Origin of the sequence: Persicitalea jodogahamensis (genome assembly GCF_014651615.1) — a bacterium.
GTDB lineage: Bacteria > Bacteroidota > Bacteroidia > Cytophagales > Spirosomataceae > Persicitalea > Persicitalea jodogahamensis.
In genome coordinates this window covers 308,030-323,198 of sequence record NZ_BMXF01000002.1, presented here as the reverse complement: position 1 = coordinate 323,198, position 15,169 = coordinate 308,030, and the positions used below count along the sequence as shown (strand labels likewise).

The 15,169-nt window shown below is 53.1% G+C and carries 15 protein-coding genes and 1 riboswitch; of the genes, 3 read left to right on the top strand and 12 right to left on the bottom strand.

Features of this window, described 5'->3' with window-relative positions; all coding sequences use genetic code 11:
* Nucleotides 1-3: 3 nt before the first annotated feature.
* From IE117_RS11450 to lipB, 5 genes are all read right to left on the bottom strand, one after another.
* Entirely contained in the window at nt 4-372 is a 369-nt protein-coding gene (locus tag IE117_RS11450; RefSeq protein WP_189564554.1) for a BlaI/MecI/CopY family transcriptional regulator, read from the bottom strand.
* 181 nt (nt 373-553) lie between these two features.
* Nucleotides 554-2,911 (bottom strand): ribonuclease R, encoded by a 2,358-nt coding sequence (gene rnr / locus IE117_RS11445; RefSeq protein ID WP_189564553.1) that lies wholly within the window; start codon nt 2,909-2,911, stop codon nt 554-556.
* A 163-nt stretch (nt 2,912-3,074) separates the two neighbouring features.
* Nucleotides 3,075-3,809 carry a 3'-5' exonuclease gene (locus tag IE117_RS11440; RefSeq protein ID WP_189564552.1) on the bottom strand — a complete coding sequence of 245 codons (735 nt, stop codon included), beginning with the start codon at nt 3,807-3,809 and terminating at the stop codon, nt 3,075-3,077.
* A gap of 87 nt (nt 3,810-3,896) precedes the next feature.
* Nucleotides 3,897-4,310 (bottom strand): hypothetical protein, encoded by a 414-nt coding sequence (locus tag IE117_RS11435; RefSeq protein ID WP_189564551.1) that lies wholly within the window; start codon nt 4,308-4,310, stop codon nt 3,897-3,899.
* Nucleotides 4,311-4,411: 101 nt separating this feature from the next.
* Nucleotides 4,412-5,128 (bottom strand): lipoyl(octanoyl) transferase LipB, encoded by a 717-nt coding sequence (gene lipB / locus IE117_RS11430; RefSeq protein WP_189564550.1) that lies wholly within the window; start codon nt 5,126-5,128, stop codon nt 4,412-4,414.
* Nucleotides 5,129-5,214: 86 nt separating this feature from the next.
* On the opposite strand from lipB, the gene IE117_RS11425 reads away from it, so the two are divergent.
* Nucleotides 5,215-5,571: a YraN family protein gene (locus IE117_RS11425; protein ID WP_189564549.1), complete on the top strand. Its 357-nt coding sequence runs from the start codon at nt 5,215-5,217 to the stop codon at nt 5,569-5,571.
* Nucleotides 5,572-5,691: 120 nt separating this feature from the next.
* Here the strand turns inward: IE117_RS11425 and msrC are convergent, their stop codons facing one another.
* Genes msrC through IE117_RS11410 form a run of 3 tightly spaced genes read right to left on the bottom strand, consistent with a single transcriptional unit; the run spans nt 5,692 to nt 9,201 of the window.
* A complete protein-coding gene (gene msrC / locus IE117_RS11420) occupies nt 5,692-6,177 on the bottom strand; it encodes a free L-methionine (R)-S-oxide reductase MsrC (RefSeq protein ID WP_189564548.1) in 486 nt (161 codons plus the stop codon).
* A gap of 4 nt (nt 6,178-6,181) precedes the next feature.
* The gene (locus tag IE117_RS11415) at nt 6,182-7,261 is read right to left on the bottom strand and encodes a YncE family protein (protein ID WP_189564547.1); all 1,080 of its coding nucleotides are present in this window, start codon (nt 7,259-7,261) and stop codon (nt 6,182-6,184) included.
* Between the two features lie 2 nt (nt 7,262-7,263).
* Nucleotides 7,264-9,201, bottom strand: coding sequence for a TonB-dependent receptor plug domain-containing protein (locus IE117_RS11410; protein WP_189564546.1), 1,938 nt, complete (start codon nt 9,199-9,201; stop codon nt 7,264-7,266).
* Nucleotides 9,202-9,295: 94 nt separating this feature from the next.
* Nucleotides 9,296-9,509, bottom strand: a riboswitch (cobalamin riboswitch).
* A gap of 135 nt (nt 9,510-9,644) precedes the next feature.
* On the opposite strand from IE117_RS11410, the gene IE117_RS11405 reads away from it, so the two are divergent.
* Together IE117_RS11405 and IE117_RS11400 are read left to right on the top strand one after the other, a co-directional pair.
* Complete coding sequence (locus IE117_RS11405) at nt 9,645-10,625, top strand: DMT family transporter (protein ID WP_229580749.1); 981 nt, start codon at nt 9,645-9,647, stop codon at nt 10,623-10,625.
* A gap of 145 nt (nt 10,626-10,770) precedes the next feature.
* The gene (locus IE117_RS11400; RefSeq protein WP_189564545.1) at nt 10,771-11,526 is read left to right on the top strand and encodes a class I SAM-dependent methyltransferase; all 756 of its coding nucleotides are present in this window, start codon (nt 10,771-10,773) and stop codon (nt 11,524-11,526) included.
* Between the two features lie 48 nt (nt 11,527-11,574).
* Here IE117_RS11400 and IE117_RS11395 read toward each other — a convergent pair whose 3' ends face one another.
* The 4 genes from IE117_RS11395 to IE117_RS11380 form a co-directional block, all read right to left on the bottom strand.
* Entirely contained in the window at nt 11,575-12,090 is a 516-nt protein-coding gene (locus IE117_RS11395) for a DUF6691 family protein (protein ID WP_189564544.1), read from the bottom strand.
* A 74-nt stretch (nt 12,091-12,164) separates the two neighbouring features.
* Nucleotides 12,165-12,740, bottom strand: coding sequence for a YeeE/YedE family protein (locus IE117_RS11390; protein WP_189564543.1), 576 nt, complete (start codon nt 12,738-12,740; stop codon nt 12,165-12,167).
* 89 nt (nt 12,741-12,829) lie between these two features.
* On the bottom strand, nt 12,830-14,236 hold the full coding sequence (locus tag IE117_RS11385; protein ID WP_189564542.1) for an MBL fold metallo-hydrolase: 1,407 nt from the start codon (nt 14,234-14,236) through the stop codon (nt 12,830-12,832).
* 123 nt (nt 14,237-14,359) lie between these two features.
* Nucleotides 14,360-15,157, bottom strand: a complete 798-nt coding sequence (locus IE117_RS11380; protein WP_189565343.1) for a sulfite exporter TauE/SafE family protein — start codon at nt 15,155-15,157, stop codon at nt 14,360-14,362.
* Between the last annotated feature and the right edge of the window lie 12 nt (nt 15,158-15,169).

Below are 15,169 nucleotides of genomic sequence, written 5' to 3'. Positions count from 1 at the left end.
CAACTATGATTTCCCTTTTTTCATAATCTTCATAATCTCGTCCAGCTCCTTCTCGTCCAGCGGTTCGTCTTTGACAAAAAACGAGACGAGCTGCGGCAGGGAATTATCGAAGTAGGTCGAGATCAACTGCTTCATTTCGGAGCGCTTGTACTCGGCCCGGGTGATGAGCGGGTAGTACTCGTGCGACTTGCCATACGCATTGTAATGGACGATGCCCTTCCGTTCCAGAATGCGAATGATCGTCGAAACGGTGTTGTAGGCCGGCTTGGGTTCCGGCATTTCGGCCAGAATGTCCTTAACGAAAGCTTTCTTTAAGCGCCAGAGGATGAGCATAACCTCTTCCTCAGCGCGGGTCAATGTGCGAATTTCCATAGGGGTGATTGTTTTGGTTTCGGTACTTTTGGTTTACTCTTCCAAAGTAAAGACTATTAACTTAGTTTCAAAACTATTGTTATAGTTTTTTTTTAGAATATTTTATTCTTTAAGCCCAAAAAGCCGTCCTGCGAATCGCAGGACGGCTTTTTGGGCTTAAAAATTTCTCAGATAGATTCAGTTATTTTCTTCTTCTTCTCCCCCCACCCTTTTTCTTGGGCATGGGCACCGGACTACCGGCCCGTTTCTTCTGCTTTGTTGCGCCAATAGATCTCTGATTACCGCGAGGGGACGACGACTTCGCGGCTTCGTTGCGGCGGCTGCGCGAGTGTGAATCAGGGCTATCGGCCAAAAGCAGATCCATGCTGCGACGGGCAAGGTTAGTATCTTTCACCTTTACTTTCACGCTGTCGCCGAAGGTGTAGATTTTCTTGGTTCGCTGTCCGATAAGGCGGTAGTTTTCCTTGTCCAGTTCATAGTAATCACCGTCGAGATCAGATATGCGGATAAGCCCTTCGGAGGCGGTGGCAGTGATTTCGACAAAAATACCGAAATCGGTTACGCCCGTGATGATACCGTCGAACTCCTGGCTGTGGTCCATCATGCTCATGTACTCGACCTGCTTGTACTTGATTGAGGCGCGCTCGGCTTCGGCTGCCATGCGCTCACGCTCCGAGGAGTGCTTGCAGGCTTCGTCGTAAGGTTCAGCCTTGGGCGAAGCGCCGCCGTCGAGGTAGTGTTGCAGCAGGCGGTGGGCCATCACGTCGGGGTAGCGGCGGATGGGCGAGGTAAAGTGCGAGTAGCGTCGGAACGCCAGGCCAAAGTGACCGAGATCCTCGGTGGTATAGCGGGCCTTGGCCATTGTCCGCACGGCCAGCGACTCCACCAGATTCTGCTCGGGTTTACCCTCCACTTCTTCCAGCATGTGGTTCATGGATCTGGCAATCTCCTTTTCCTCATCGGTCTCGACCTTGTATCCCAGCTTAGCTACGAAAGTGGCAAAGCTTTTCAGCTTCTCGGGATCGGGTGCTTCGTGCACGCGATAGACCATCGTGTTCTTGTTCTTGCCCTTCGAGAGTTTATAAACAAACTCGGCCACCCGGCGATTGGCCAGCAGCATGAACTCCTCGATAAGTTTATTGGAATCCTTACGCTCTTTCTGGTAAATGCCCAGCGGTTTACCGTTCTCGTCCAGCCGGAATTTCACTTCCACCGTCTCAAAGTTGATCGCGCCTTTGCGGAAACGTTCTTTGCGCAGAGTTTTGGCAAGATTATTCAGTAGTGTCAGAATTTCGGGATAATCGCCCGCGCCGGTTTCGATGACTTCCTGCGCTTCTTCGTAGCTGAAACGGCGATCTGAGTGGATCACTGTCCGGCCAAACCATTCGCCCACGAGCTTGCCCTTGGTGGTCATTTCAAAGACGGCGGAAAACGCCAGCCGGTCTTCGTTGGGCCGCAGCGAACAAAGGCCGTTGGAAAGCTTTTCGGGCAGCATTGGCACGGTACGGTCCACCAGGTACACCGAGGTAGCGCGGAGATAAGCCTCTTTTTCCAGTTCAGTATCGGGCCGCACGTAGTAGCTTACGTCAGCGATGTGAATCCCGATCTCGACATTGCCATTTTCAAGGTACTGTACTGACAGCGCATCATCGAAGTCCTTAGCGTCGGCGGGGTCAATAGTAAAGGTAGCTACCTCCCGCATATCGCGGCGATTTTCGATTTCCTTTTGGGGAATCTTATCCGGAATAGCTTCCGCCTCGCGCTCGACGTGTTTTGGAAAATGAATCGGCAGGCCGAATTCGGCCAGGATGGCGTGCATTTCGGCGTTGTTCTCTCCCGCCTTACCAAGTACCTCGATGATACGGCCTTCGGGCTTGCGGGTACGGCTGGGCCACTGCTCGATGAGCGCGATGACTTTTTCGCCATCGTTGGCGCCGCCGATTTCATCAATCGGAATATGAATCGGATCGTAGATTTTGCGGTGATCCGGCTCGACCAAAGCGTACTTGGGCCAAATCTCGATCACGCCCACTACCTCGGGTCGTCCGCGCTCAAGTACCTCCACGACGCGGCCTTCGGTCCGCTTACCGTCGCGCCCGCCGCCATCGCGGGTTACTTCCAGTCGCACGATGTCGGTATCCATCGCCCCTTTCAGATTCTCGGTTTCGACGTAAATATCGTCATCGCGCCCGTCGATGATGACGAAGGCAAAGTTCCGGTTAACGTGATCGACCTTACCGACCAGGGCCGCATCGGGCGTGGCAGCGGTGGCGCCATAGGTATTGCCGGAATGGCGACGAAGTTTTCCTTCTTCTTCTAACTCATGAATAGTATCGTTGAGCAGATTACGGAGTTTCTTATCCTGTGCGCCGAAATGATCGTGTACTTCCTGGGCGCGGAACGTTTCGCCCTCATTGGTTTCGAAGAAAGCAGCGACTTCGGTTTTCAGTTTGTCCACGAAGGACAAGAGATCATGGCTGCTTTTGGAGCTGGGTTTCTTTTCCTTTGGCTCCCTTTGGGGTTGTTTTTTAGAACGCATGTATATTGGCTGTAGGCTTTCAGCAATCGGCTCTCGGTTTTTTTGTTCCGATGGGGCGGCAATTGTTAGCCTGATTATATCTTGGTTTTTGTAAAATAAAAAAATTTAGAGAGGGTATACGTTGGGCAAAATAACATAGCAACTGGGATTCAGCATGCAATTATCACTCCACCCGGATAATATTCTCGTCGGCTACCATCTTTTGGCTATGCAGACATAAGTATAACTGTGCCAGCACGACTACGTCTTCGCGGCAGTAACGATTTATTTTTTCAATGTCGTTGTCTTCATAAAAGGTGGGCGTCACTTCGGCACCGCTCATTTCGTTTTTACTGCTGGCAATCCCGAACACGGCGGCGAGCAGGTCCAGTCCTGTGTAGTTCTTGTAATCACCGAATTTCCAGAGTTCCAGTGTATCCTGGTGCAGGATTTCCCAGGGTTTCTTACCCGCGAGCTGCATGGCGCGGGGTAGTTCGATCCCGTGAATCAGCATCCGGCGACACAGGTAGGGGAAATCAAATTCCTTGCCATTGTGGGCGCACATCACCAATTGCTCGGCAGGGTACTTTTCAACCAGTTCCTTGAACTCCCGCAAAAGCGCGGCCTCATCGGAATTGGAAAACGACCGCACTTTGAAAGCCAGTTCGTCTTCGTCATTCCAGAAAAAGCCGCCAAAAGCGATGCTCACCACCCGGCCAAACTCAGCGTAAATCGCGCCCTGTTCATAAAACATTTCGGCGTCGGTGCGCGCGTCGTCGGGCTTGCGGAGACGGGCCGCTTTTTTATTCCACAACGTCTGCATCCGTTCGTCGAGCTGCTCATAGGAGGCGTGGGAAGCCACGGTCTCTATGTCGAGCATGAGCAAGTTACGGATACGGCGTCGGAATTCTGGGGACATAGAGGGCAATTTGGAATGTGGGAATTAGTGAATGTCGGAATAAAATCTAAACTCTATTCACTCATTCCGACATTCACTAATTCCAAACTAAACATGCAGCACTCCTTTCAGGCCTAAAATCTCAATATCGATCAGGTTATCGGGAACGATGCTGTCTGGCACGAAGATAAACTTTTTATCATAAACCTGCTTGCCAATGAAATAGCTGACCCAGTACTCGTTGGTGAGGGCAAATACTTCGGGCATGATCGGCTCGACGATGACGTTACCGTCGGGCAGCACCTCGGGGAAAAAGTGCCGAAGCGTGGACGTTTTCTGGCCGGTATCCTGATCGAGCTCGGAGCTGGCGTATCCTTTGGAAGTAACGAAAACGTTGTCGATCGGTTCGTCATTCCGGTTGATGAGGACCACGTGCCACTCCTCGGCGTTTAACTCGTTGATTTTGCGAACGATGGCGACTTGAACGCCTTCAACGGGGAGAAAGGGGATGTCTTTTTTCATTGTTTAATATAAAGTAGCAGAATGCGGGGCGCAAAACGACAAAGTAAAAATTCGATTGCCGTTGGCTTCAGCCAACGGATGCAAAAGAATAAAAATCTACATCAGATGATTTCAAGACCAAACAACTCCGCTAAGTGTGCCCTTAGTTTCTCCTCGACCTCCTGCATATTGACGGTTACCCCCAACTCTTGCTGCATAGAGGTAACGGCTTTGTCGTCGATGCCACAGGGAACAATGTGATTGAAGTACCCAAGGTCGGTATTGACATTCAGCGCGAAGCCGTGCATCGTAACCCAGCGGCTGGCTTTTACGCCGAGGGCGCAAATTTTACGAGGATTTTCAAGAGTTTCGTGATCAAGCCAGACGCCCGTCAAGCCTTCGATTCGTCCGGCAGTGAGTCCATAATCGGCCAAAGTACGAATGATGCTCTCTTCCAGCGTCCGCATGTAACGGTGGATGTCGGTAAAGAAATTGTCCAGATCCAGAATCGGGTAGCCCACCAACTGACCGGGGCCGTGGTAGGTGATGTCGCCGCCGCGGTTGATTTTATAGTATTTGGCCTCAACATCGACTAGCCTGCCTTCGTCCAATAAAAGATTTTCCGGCTTCCCGCTCTTACCGAGCGTGTACACATGCGGATGTTCGCAGAAAAGCAGGTAGTTGGGCGTCGGCGCTTGACTTTCGGGCGGGATGCCCCGGTTGGCTATTTTGGTAGCGACGACTTCGGCAAAAAGCTCCTCCTGCAAATCCCAGGCTTGCTGGTAGTCGATGAGGCCGAGGTGCCGGAATTGGGTCTTTTTATTGAGGTTGAAATTCATGCAGGGTATTGTTCCAAAAAACGCAGCCGGAAAGTCCGGCTTTGTTTCCGTCACCAATAACAGTACTTTGGAACAAAAATGTTCAGATGGCAACTCATAATGACACCGGACACTGGGGCGAAGTAAAGGCGGCGGAGTACTTACAAGCCCAGGGTTACGAGATCGTGGTCAAAAACTACCGCCACCGCCACGCCGAAATCGACCTGATCGCCAAACAAGGAAAGTTGATGATTTTTGTCGAGGTCAAAACCCGCAGCGGCACGGGCTTCGGCATGCCGGAGGAATTCGTAAACTACGCCAAGTCCCGCTTGATCATGAAGGCCGCCGAAAACTACATCTTCGATCATGACTGGCTATACGACGTCCGTTTTGACATTATTTCAATTCTGATCAGGCCAAACGGCGATCTGACTATTCGCCACATAAAGGATGCTTTTTGTTGATTTTTCAAGCGACAGAGGCGCAGAACGACAAAGGCACAAAGGGTAGGAATGCTGTTCGTGTTCCTAACCTTTGTGCCTTTTGACCGCTGTGGCAGCGACGAACCGCCGTTGACCGAAAAACTAAATTTTCCTCACCAGCAAGCCTGCGATCTTTTCCAGGCCTACCCGGTCCGCTTCGCTAAAATCGTCCGGTTCGTCGCTATCCACGTCAAGTACCATCGCCACCGTTCCGTTCAGACGAAAAACGGGCACAACGATTTCGGATTTTGAAGCCGAACTGCACGCTATGTGGCCGGGAAATTGCTCGACGTCGGGAACGATGATCGTTTTTTGCTGCGTATAGCACGCACCGCAGACGCCCTTGTGAAAGGGGATCCGGGTGCAGGCAATCGGTCCCTGAAACGGACCGAGGACAAGTTGGCCTTCTTTTACCATATAAAACCCTACCCAGAAGAAACCGAAGGCTTCTTTCAAGGCCGCTGCGACATTGGCCAAATTGGCGGTCAGGTCGCTCTCGGTGGCCACCAGGGCTTCGATCTGCGGATAGAGCGCGTCGTACAATTCGGCGCGACTGGTAGTTGTGGGGAGCGTGAGCGTTTCAGCCATAATTTTACTTGAAGACAAAGCCCGAGGGCGCGATACCTACCTTGATCGAATCCAGTTTCTCGCCGCTGGGCCGGTAGCGGACCACGTAACCCGCCTGCTTGTAGGAAGGCGTCACACCGCCATAAATCAGTCCTTGTAAAGGGTCGACCCCGAGGCCCGTGAAAGCGCGGTTGATGACGGGTTTGTTGCCGGGAATCGACGTATCATCAATACCGAAATAGTGAGTTTCACCCTTATCCACTCCGCTCACGGAATCGTAGAAAGAGTAGATGTAGTAAAAGCCCCGACCGTCTGGTGTAATGGCAAAAGAGGAGGGCGACTTGCGGGGATCGGTTCCCACCCGCATGTTGGCCTCGACCTGATCCGTTTTAGGGTTTAAACGCACGACCGAGAAGCCCGTTTTTACCCAAAGTTTGCCGTTGACATCGGGCGATATTGGCTGAGGGCCAGCCCCGATTTTGAGGGTTCGTTTTACGGCGTCGGTCGCAGTGTCGATTACCAACAGTTCGGCCGCGCCGCTGGCATTGCCCAAAAAGACATCATTGCCCAGTTTCACCATTTTCTCGGCTCCCATGGGTGCCGGAATTTTCTTGACAACCTTCAAGGTAGTTAGGTCGATGACCGCCACGTAGCCGGGATTTGCGAAGTAGTTGGGGTAAACTCCGGTAGCCCCGTAGCATGAAACATACGCTTTGGTAGGACTAACACCCACCACCGAACGGGGGTTCTCGATGTCGGGCGCACCCAGCGAAGCTTCCGAAGTCCATTTGCCGAGGTTCACGATTTCCACTTTATCCAGCCCAACTTTGTCGTTGTCTACCAGGATGAGCGAGTGTTCGCCCGTTTCGGCGTAGCCCTGCACGCCACCATTGAATGCGCGGTTGTTTTCCTTCTCGAATAGATCAACGATGGCGGTAGTTTTTTCCCGCTTGAAATACGAAATACTGCCGTTATTATCGAAGAAATTTCCGGAGTTCAGCACCATCACACCCAGTTCGTAGACTTCGGGTTCCGGGTCTTTTTCGCGACAGGCGTTCAACGACCCCACCAACAGCACTACGCCCAACACTTTGAAAAACTTCATTTTCATTTTGATTCAGAATTATAAGTAAGTAAAAGATTCAACGAAAAACTGCGCCCCGGCATGGCGTTCCGGCCTACATTTAAGTACAGGGCATTAAAAATATTATTCGCCTGCGCCTGCAGGTCGGCCCGCCAGTGCCCCCGCTGTCCGGTGACCTCAGCCAGCAAATTGACCAGCACATAACCGGGCAAATCTCTTGAATTATCGAAAGTAGTAAAACTCCGCGTTTGGCCGCGCACCTGGGTGGTAAAGCGAAAAACGCCGCGCTGCGCATACGCATTGAAAGTACCCTGGTGCACGGGGACATACACCAGTTGCTTGCCCACGATGTCTCCGGCGTAGGCGTTATACACCCGCTCCTGCGAGGAACGGTTGAGCGCATAACCCAAAGTGGACCCGGTCTGCCAAGCCGGAAAATCGGCCCGCCATTGCGCCTGCATTTCCACGCCCCGCGCCACGACGAGTTGCAGGTTTTCGACGCGGTAGTTGCGGTCGGGATTCCAGTACGTCCAGTCGTCCACGCGGTTGTGGTAAGCGGTGAGCGAAGCCGTGACTTGCTGCGATTCAGAGGGCTGCCATTTGGCTTCCAGACCCAGTTCTTTATTCAAGCCGCTTTCGGACCGGATTTCCGGGTTACCAAGTACCTTCCAGTAACGCTCGTTCAGCGTCGGAACGCGGTAGCTGCGGCTCACCGAACCTTTGGCGGTTAAGTGGTACTTTGGCCCGTTCAGCAGGCGGTACTCCGTACCGAGCGAAGGGGTGAGCGGCGGATCGAAGCGGGTAACGAACGCCTGCCGCACATTGGCCGATACCAGCCAGCGCGGACCGAATTGCCAACGGCTCAACGCAAAAAGATCGGCGCGGTTTTCTGAAATGAAAGCTGCTGTGTAGTCGTCTACACGGGTACGGTAGTGCGCCGCTTCGCCGCCTACCCGCAGATTGACCGTCGCGCTCCCTCCCCCTAGCTGCCACGCCATTTCTTTTTCAAGATGCGTCAGGAAACGGTCGGTGGCGGTGTGGTCGAGCTGCGAATAATCGCCCGCGCCGAAGTCGATCAGGTCACGGGTGAAGGCGGTGCGCCACGTCCAGGAGGGCGTTTGGTACTGTACCAGCGCCCGGCGCGACTGGGTACGGGTAAGTTGACGAGCGTCGGGATTTTCGGGCGTCAGGGTACTTCCGTTGTCGGTGAGCCACAGGTGCGCCGAGAGTTTTCTTCCTTTTTTTCCTGCCAAAATTAAGTCCTGCACGAATCCCCGCTGCTCGGCGGCGGAAGGTTCCATATAGTAGCCGCTTCGCTCGGTGTAAGGGTACTTGTTTTTCATGCGCCCGTCGTAGTAGAGCGTCTTCCCCGAAAAGTGGAGCACATCGCCAACCTTCGCGCCGTAAGTACCTCCGGCCTGCGTCTGCTGGTTGCCGAAACTCGCCTGCCGCCGCCCCAGAAAAAAACGGATGCCTTTCGGTTGCGTCCCGCTGCTTTGCAGCAAAATACCACCCCCTACCGCGTCAGTCCCCACTGCGCTGGCCGCCGCGCCATACTGCACCGACAAACGCTCGAAACCTGCCACGGGTAGGGTGGAAAAATCGGTTTGCCCCAGATTGGGTTGATTGATATTCAGCCCGTTCCAAAGTACCGCCGTGTGCTGGGCCGATGTCCCCCGGAACGAAACGGTATTCAGCCGCCCCGGCCCGTAATTTTTGAAAGCCAGCGGTGTGTTGAACGCCAGCAGGTCGCCGATGCTCTGAAACCGGAACTGCTGCAGCGTAGCCGAGTCCAGACGCTGGATTTTCAACCCCGCCATGAACCGCTCGGGCGCAAAGCCTACCACCGTCACGGGTTCCAGCGCGATGGTATCGCGCTGCGCGAAAGCAGTAGTGCTTATGGCCAAAGCCAAAAAAATGTGGTACAGGCCGCTGGCCCGTCTTACCGCACGTAAAAACATGAAACTCCAAAAAGTAAAACCACGCAGTTGGTTCAAGAAAACTGCAACAATCTTAAAGAACCAACGCCCTCCCGGTCTTTCCTCCGAAAACCGGAACAGCGGATCATCCTTGGCAGGTCTCCTGACTCGTCTCGCGGGTTCCGGGCCTTCCCGCATCCTGAAAAAATGCAGTGGCAAGTGGATCGAACCAGCTATTATATATTGAGACTTACAGTTGCGGGGACAGTTCCCGGTTCGCACGGGATTCCCTTTTCAGCCTTGAAAGCTTTCTTGAAAAAGCATCAGGCACCAAAAACTGCGACAAAGGTAGTCAACTTAATGAATAGTGGATAATGGACCATGAAAAATTAATGGCTCTTTATCATTCACATTGGGGGGCAGGTTAGCAAAGGTGGCCTTTTTGAACGGCCGGGCGGACCTAGTTATTTCCGGAATAGCTACCTTTGGCCGACTTCTCCGATTTGAACACAAGGTACCAGCACTTGGCCCTCACTACCACGACCGAATTGCCGCCCGTTTCCCGCAAGGGGATTTTCTACATGCTCGGCGCAGTGATGTGCTTCGGAACCGTGGGGGCCATGGCCAAGTGGCTCAGTCGCGATTTTGACACGGTTGAACTGGTGTTTTTCCGCAATCTCGTGGGCGTTGTATTCGTGTTGATCAGTATGCTCAACCGTCCCCTGCAACAAACCGGAGGCCGTCCGCTGCTGCTGGTGTGGCGCGGTGTCATTGGCACGTTGTCGCTGTACTTGTTCTTCTACGCCGTGCAGACGCTCGGCCTGGGTGCAGCCACGACTTACCAGTATAGCTACCCTATTTTCCTGGCTCTGCTATCCTGGGTTTTTGTGGGCGAAACGCTCACTAAACGCGAATGGCTGGCAATCTTCGTAGGATTCGCGGGTATCCTTTTTATTTTCCGTCCCGACCTGACCGCCCCGCTGGGCCACCACGCCATCGGTCTGAGCAACGCGATTTGTACCGCCATTGCCTACCTCTCGATCCGGCAGTTGAGTACTTTTTACGACACGCGGGCCATCATTCTGTCGTTCATGCTATCAGGTATTCTGATGCCGATTCTTTCGATGCTGGCGGGCGAGTACCTCGATGTCGAGGGGTACGGCTTTTTGATCGGGCATTTCATCATGCCCGTCACCCTTACGCACTGGCTGGGCTTCCTGGCCCTGGGCATCGTGGCGATGGTCGGGCAGTACTTGCTCACGATTGCCTTCCGCTACGACAAAGCCGGACGCGTGGCGTCGGTGGCTTACGTGAATATCCTGTTTTCCGGCCTGCTTGGTCTGTGGCTCGGCGATCCCTTTCCGGGTACGCTGACCCTCATCGGCATGGGCTTAATTATAGGCGGCGGGGTGTTGGTGTCGTTGCGGGGTTACAGGGAGCGACAAAGCGACAGAGCTTCAAAGTAACAGAGTTTCTAAGCGAGCGCTCCCACTTGTCTATTTGCAAATAATATCTGCGGCTTTGCTAGTGTAACAGTAAAGGCAGAAACCTAACTTTGCCGCTCTGTCGCTTTAAATCTTTGTTGCTTTACAAAACTCAACTACTAAACTCATGGCCTGGTATCGTACCTTTTTTGAGGGCTTGCCCCAAACCGCCTGGAAAGAAAGTCAGTCGGAAGAATACACCGACTGGGAAGTGGATTTTCTGGCCGATGTGCTGGAATTGAAAGAGGGCGACCGGGTGCTGGACGTGCTGGCGGGATACGGCCGCCACGCCCTGCCGCTGGCCGAGCGCGGTTTCGAACTGACTGCCGTAGATATTTCAGAGGAATACTGTCAGGAATTGCAGAAGGAAGCCCACACGGCAAAGCTTCCTGTGACGGTAGTGCAGGGAGAATTTGACGAAATAAAACTACCTGAAACTACCTACGCGGCGGCCTATTGCCTGGGAAACAGTTTCAGTTTCTTTCCCCGCGAGAAGATGAAAAGCTTCTTGCGAAAAATAGGGGAGCAAATTCAGCTCGGAGGCTACTTTGTGGCGCACACACAGTTACTGGCGGAAAGCGTCTTTCCCAACTTCCAGGAACGCACCTGGATGCCCGTGGGAGATGACATCACGTATCTGGCCCACAATGAATTCGACGTGGCGGAGGGCGTCATCCGCGCTGAGCTTACCTACACCCGCGGCTCCGAGAAAGTAACGCGGAGCATCGAGCAGTACGTTTACTCGCTGGCCGAGCTATCCGCCCTGCTGCAGGAAGCCGGGTTGACCGTCATCGAAACGTTTGGCAGCCTCGACGGCGAACCCTTCGCGCTGGGCGATGAGCAAGCCTATATTTTAGCGCGGAAGTCAATTTTGAATGAGTGAATGTTGCTGTCGCCAGCTAATATTTATTCTCTCATTCAAAATTAATAATCAATGCGGCAGCCGCTCCCGAAAGTACCCGTACGTCCAGGTACCTAACATCGCGCTGAGCAGGGTGATGATGACGACCAGAAAACCACTGCCGATTTGGGCGTAGAGCGGCCCCGGACAAGCACCGGTCAAAGCCCAGCCCAGGCCAAAGAGCAACCCACCGTAGATCTGACCTTTCTGAAAAGTCTTGGGGGCAATGGTGATTTTATCTCCCGATAGCGTCTTGGCATTCCATTTCTTAATCAAGAAAATGGACAGCATACCTACCATGACGGCCGAGCCGATCACGCCGTACATGTGGAAAGAATCCAACCGAAACATCTCCTGAATCCTGAACCAGGAAATGATTTCGGCCTTCACGAAAACGATTCCGAACAACACTCCCACAATCAGGTACCTGCCCAGGTTGGCGACATTTTCCGGGTTGCGCTGTTCGTTCTGAACACCCGGTTTCTGTTCCGGGGTCAAATCAGGAGCAGACGGACTGACAACGAAATTTTCTTGTGTATTTTTCATATTCTATAAAATCCTTATGTACATCTGCCTTAAATAAAGGGAGTTACTCTATGCTATTGCAACTTTACCCCTTTCTACCCCACTAATCCCATCAACCAGGGAAGCAGCACGAGCGTGCCGACAAAACCGCCAATCATGAAGCAGATAGTAGCGACCAGCGAAGGCCATTGCAGGTTGGCGATTCCCATGATGGCGTGCCCCGAGGTGCAGCCGCCCGCGTAGCGAGTTCCAAAGCCCACGAGAAATCCACCAAAAACGAAGAAGATCAAACCCTTGAAGTTGAAAATGTTTTCAACCGAAAAGAGATCGGCGGGCATCAGTCCCGAAAAATCGGTAATGCCCAGCGCGGCCAGGTCTTGCTGGGTGTCGGAGGCAATCACGATGGCGTTGGGGTCGGCCAGGAACTGCGTGGCGATAAAGCCTCCTAAGGCAATACCCAACACGAAGATCAGGTTCCAGGATTCCGCTTTCCAGTCGTACTTGAAAAAGGAAATATTGGCCGGAACACAGGCCGCGCACGCATGGCGCAACGAAGAAGAAATGCCAAAAGGCTTATTCCCGATGATTAGCAGGGCCGGAACAGTGAGCCCGATGAGTGGCCCGGCTATGTACCACGGCCAGGGCTGCCGGATTAATTCAAGAAAATTCAAGAGAAAAAAATTATAGTGTATGTATAGAAATACTGGTACAGAAAACTTTCCGGTCTGATGAAAAGTTTCTGGGCAAATAGCCTTGGCTATTAGTTACTCGCTGCCGACTCCTGGCCACTGACGGCAACGCCTGCCTTCGTCATGGCTCCGTAACCACCTTCGATGTTGACGACGTTGTCGAAACCACGGGCTTTCAGGATCGAGGAAGCGATCATGGAACGGTAGCCGCCCGCACAGTGGAGGTACATGGGCTCATTTTTGGGAAACTCCGCCATGAGGTCGCTGATATGATCGAGCGGCAGGTTTTTAGCTCCTTCAACGTGCCCCTCGTCAAACTCGGTGGGCTTGCGCACATCGATGATCGTCAGGTCGTCACTTTTGAATTTTTCCGCGAAATCGTCCGCTGCCACCGACTGTACCGTGTCCGTTTCACTCCCGGCATCCTGCCAGGCCGCAAAACCTCCTTTCAGGTACCCCAGCGTGTGGTCGTAACCCACCCGCGCCAGGCGCGTAACTACCTCTTCTTCGCGACCCGGTTCGGTGACAAGCAATAGCGTTTGTTTCAAGTCGGGAATTAAGGCGCCCACCCAGGGAGCGAAACTACCATCGATGCCAATATTTATAGAATTGGGAATAAAGCCTTCGGCAAAGTCCGCCGCTGCCCGGGTATCCAGAATCAACGCACCCGTTTCGTTGGCGGCCACCTCGAAGGCCGCCGGACTGAGTGCTTGTGCACCACGTGCCAGCACGTCATCGATGCTTTCGTAGCCTTCCTTGTTCATCTGGACATTTTGCGGGAAGTACTGCGGCGGCTCGTCCAGTCCGTCCGTGACTTCCTTGACAAATTCTTCCTTCGTCATGTCGGCCCGCAGGGCGTAGTTGAACATTTTCTGGTTACCCAGCGTATCGGACGTCTCCTTGCTCATGTTCTTGCCACAAGCCGAACCTGCCCCGTGGGCCGGATACACGATCAGGTCGTTGGGCAAGGGCATGACCTTATTCCGCAGGCTATCGAACAAATGTCCGGCTAAATCCTCCGTCGTCAAGTCGCTCTTTTGCGCCAGGTCGGGCCGACCTACATCGCCGATGAATAGCGTGTCACCGCTGAAAAGAGCCGTTTCCTTACCGTTTTCGTCCAGAAGCAAATAGCACGTTGACTCCATGGTATGGCCAGGCGTGTGCAGGGCTTTGATGGTGATTTTTCCGAGTTTGAACTCCTCTCCGTCAGCCGCGATATGCGCAGCAAAGTTCGGATTGGCGTTCGGCCCGTACACGATGGGCGCGCCGGTTTTCTCCGAGAGATCGAGGTGTCCCGACACAAAATCGGCGTGAAAGTGCGTCTCGAAGACATACTTGATCGTCGCGCCTTCGCGCTGCGCCTTGTCCAGATAAGGCTGCACTTCCCGCAGCGGATCGATCACCGCTGCTTCACCTTCCGATTCGATAAAATAGGCTCCCTGCGCCAGGCAGCCGGTATAAATTTGTTCTATTTTCATGATTTTTAAGTTAATGAGTACCCTAGTTCCTAAGTACCTAAGTTTATCTTATTGTCCCCGCCAAGTGCCAAAAAAGTATTGGTGAATACAGCGCTCAGGTAATCAAGGACTGAGGTACCTCTTTCAATAAAATTCTTTCCACAAAATCACCGCTGCCATCCCCAGTACAAACCACCCGAAGACTCGCTTGAGTTTCTCCCCGGAGATAAACCGGGTGAGGTAAGAGCCCAGAAAAATCCCCGAAATCGACAGCAATGTGAACACGGTCAGGAAGTGCCAGTCGATGGCTTGCTGCCCCAGGTCGCCCAAAAAACCGATGAGTGACTTGGCAGCGATAATCAGCAATGAAGTCCCTACGGCCATTTTCATAGGAATTTTGGCCAGCAAAACCAGGGCGGGGATAATCAGGAAACCGCCGCCCGCACCGACCAATCCGGTAAGCAGGCCCACGGCGGCCCCTTCCAGAGCAATAAGTGGCAGATTAAAGCTGACCTCGCTGCTTTCTGACTCGTCGCTGGCATCTTTGCGCTGCCTGATCATGGAAAAGGCCGCCGCCAGCATGATCAGGGCGAAAAGACCCATGATGCCCGCCCCCTTTTGCAACGTAAAGTCGCCAAGTGTGAATACCGGGTCGGGAATGGCTGGGACGATGAACTTACGGGTTAGAAAAACGGTAACGAAAGAAGGTACCGCAAATACCAGCGCGGCCCGGTAGTTAACCAGCCGCTTCTTCATGTAAGTAAAAGAGCCCACCAGCGAGGTCGTCCCGACCACAAACAGCGAGTAAGCCGTAGACAGGACCGGGTTCAGCCCAATCAGATACACCAGCACAGGCACGGTGAGGATGCTGCCGCCACCGCCAATCAGCCCCAAACTGACACCAATTAAAACAGACGATAAATAACCCAGTATGCTCACAATAGCTTTTTTACA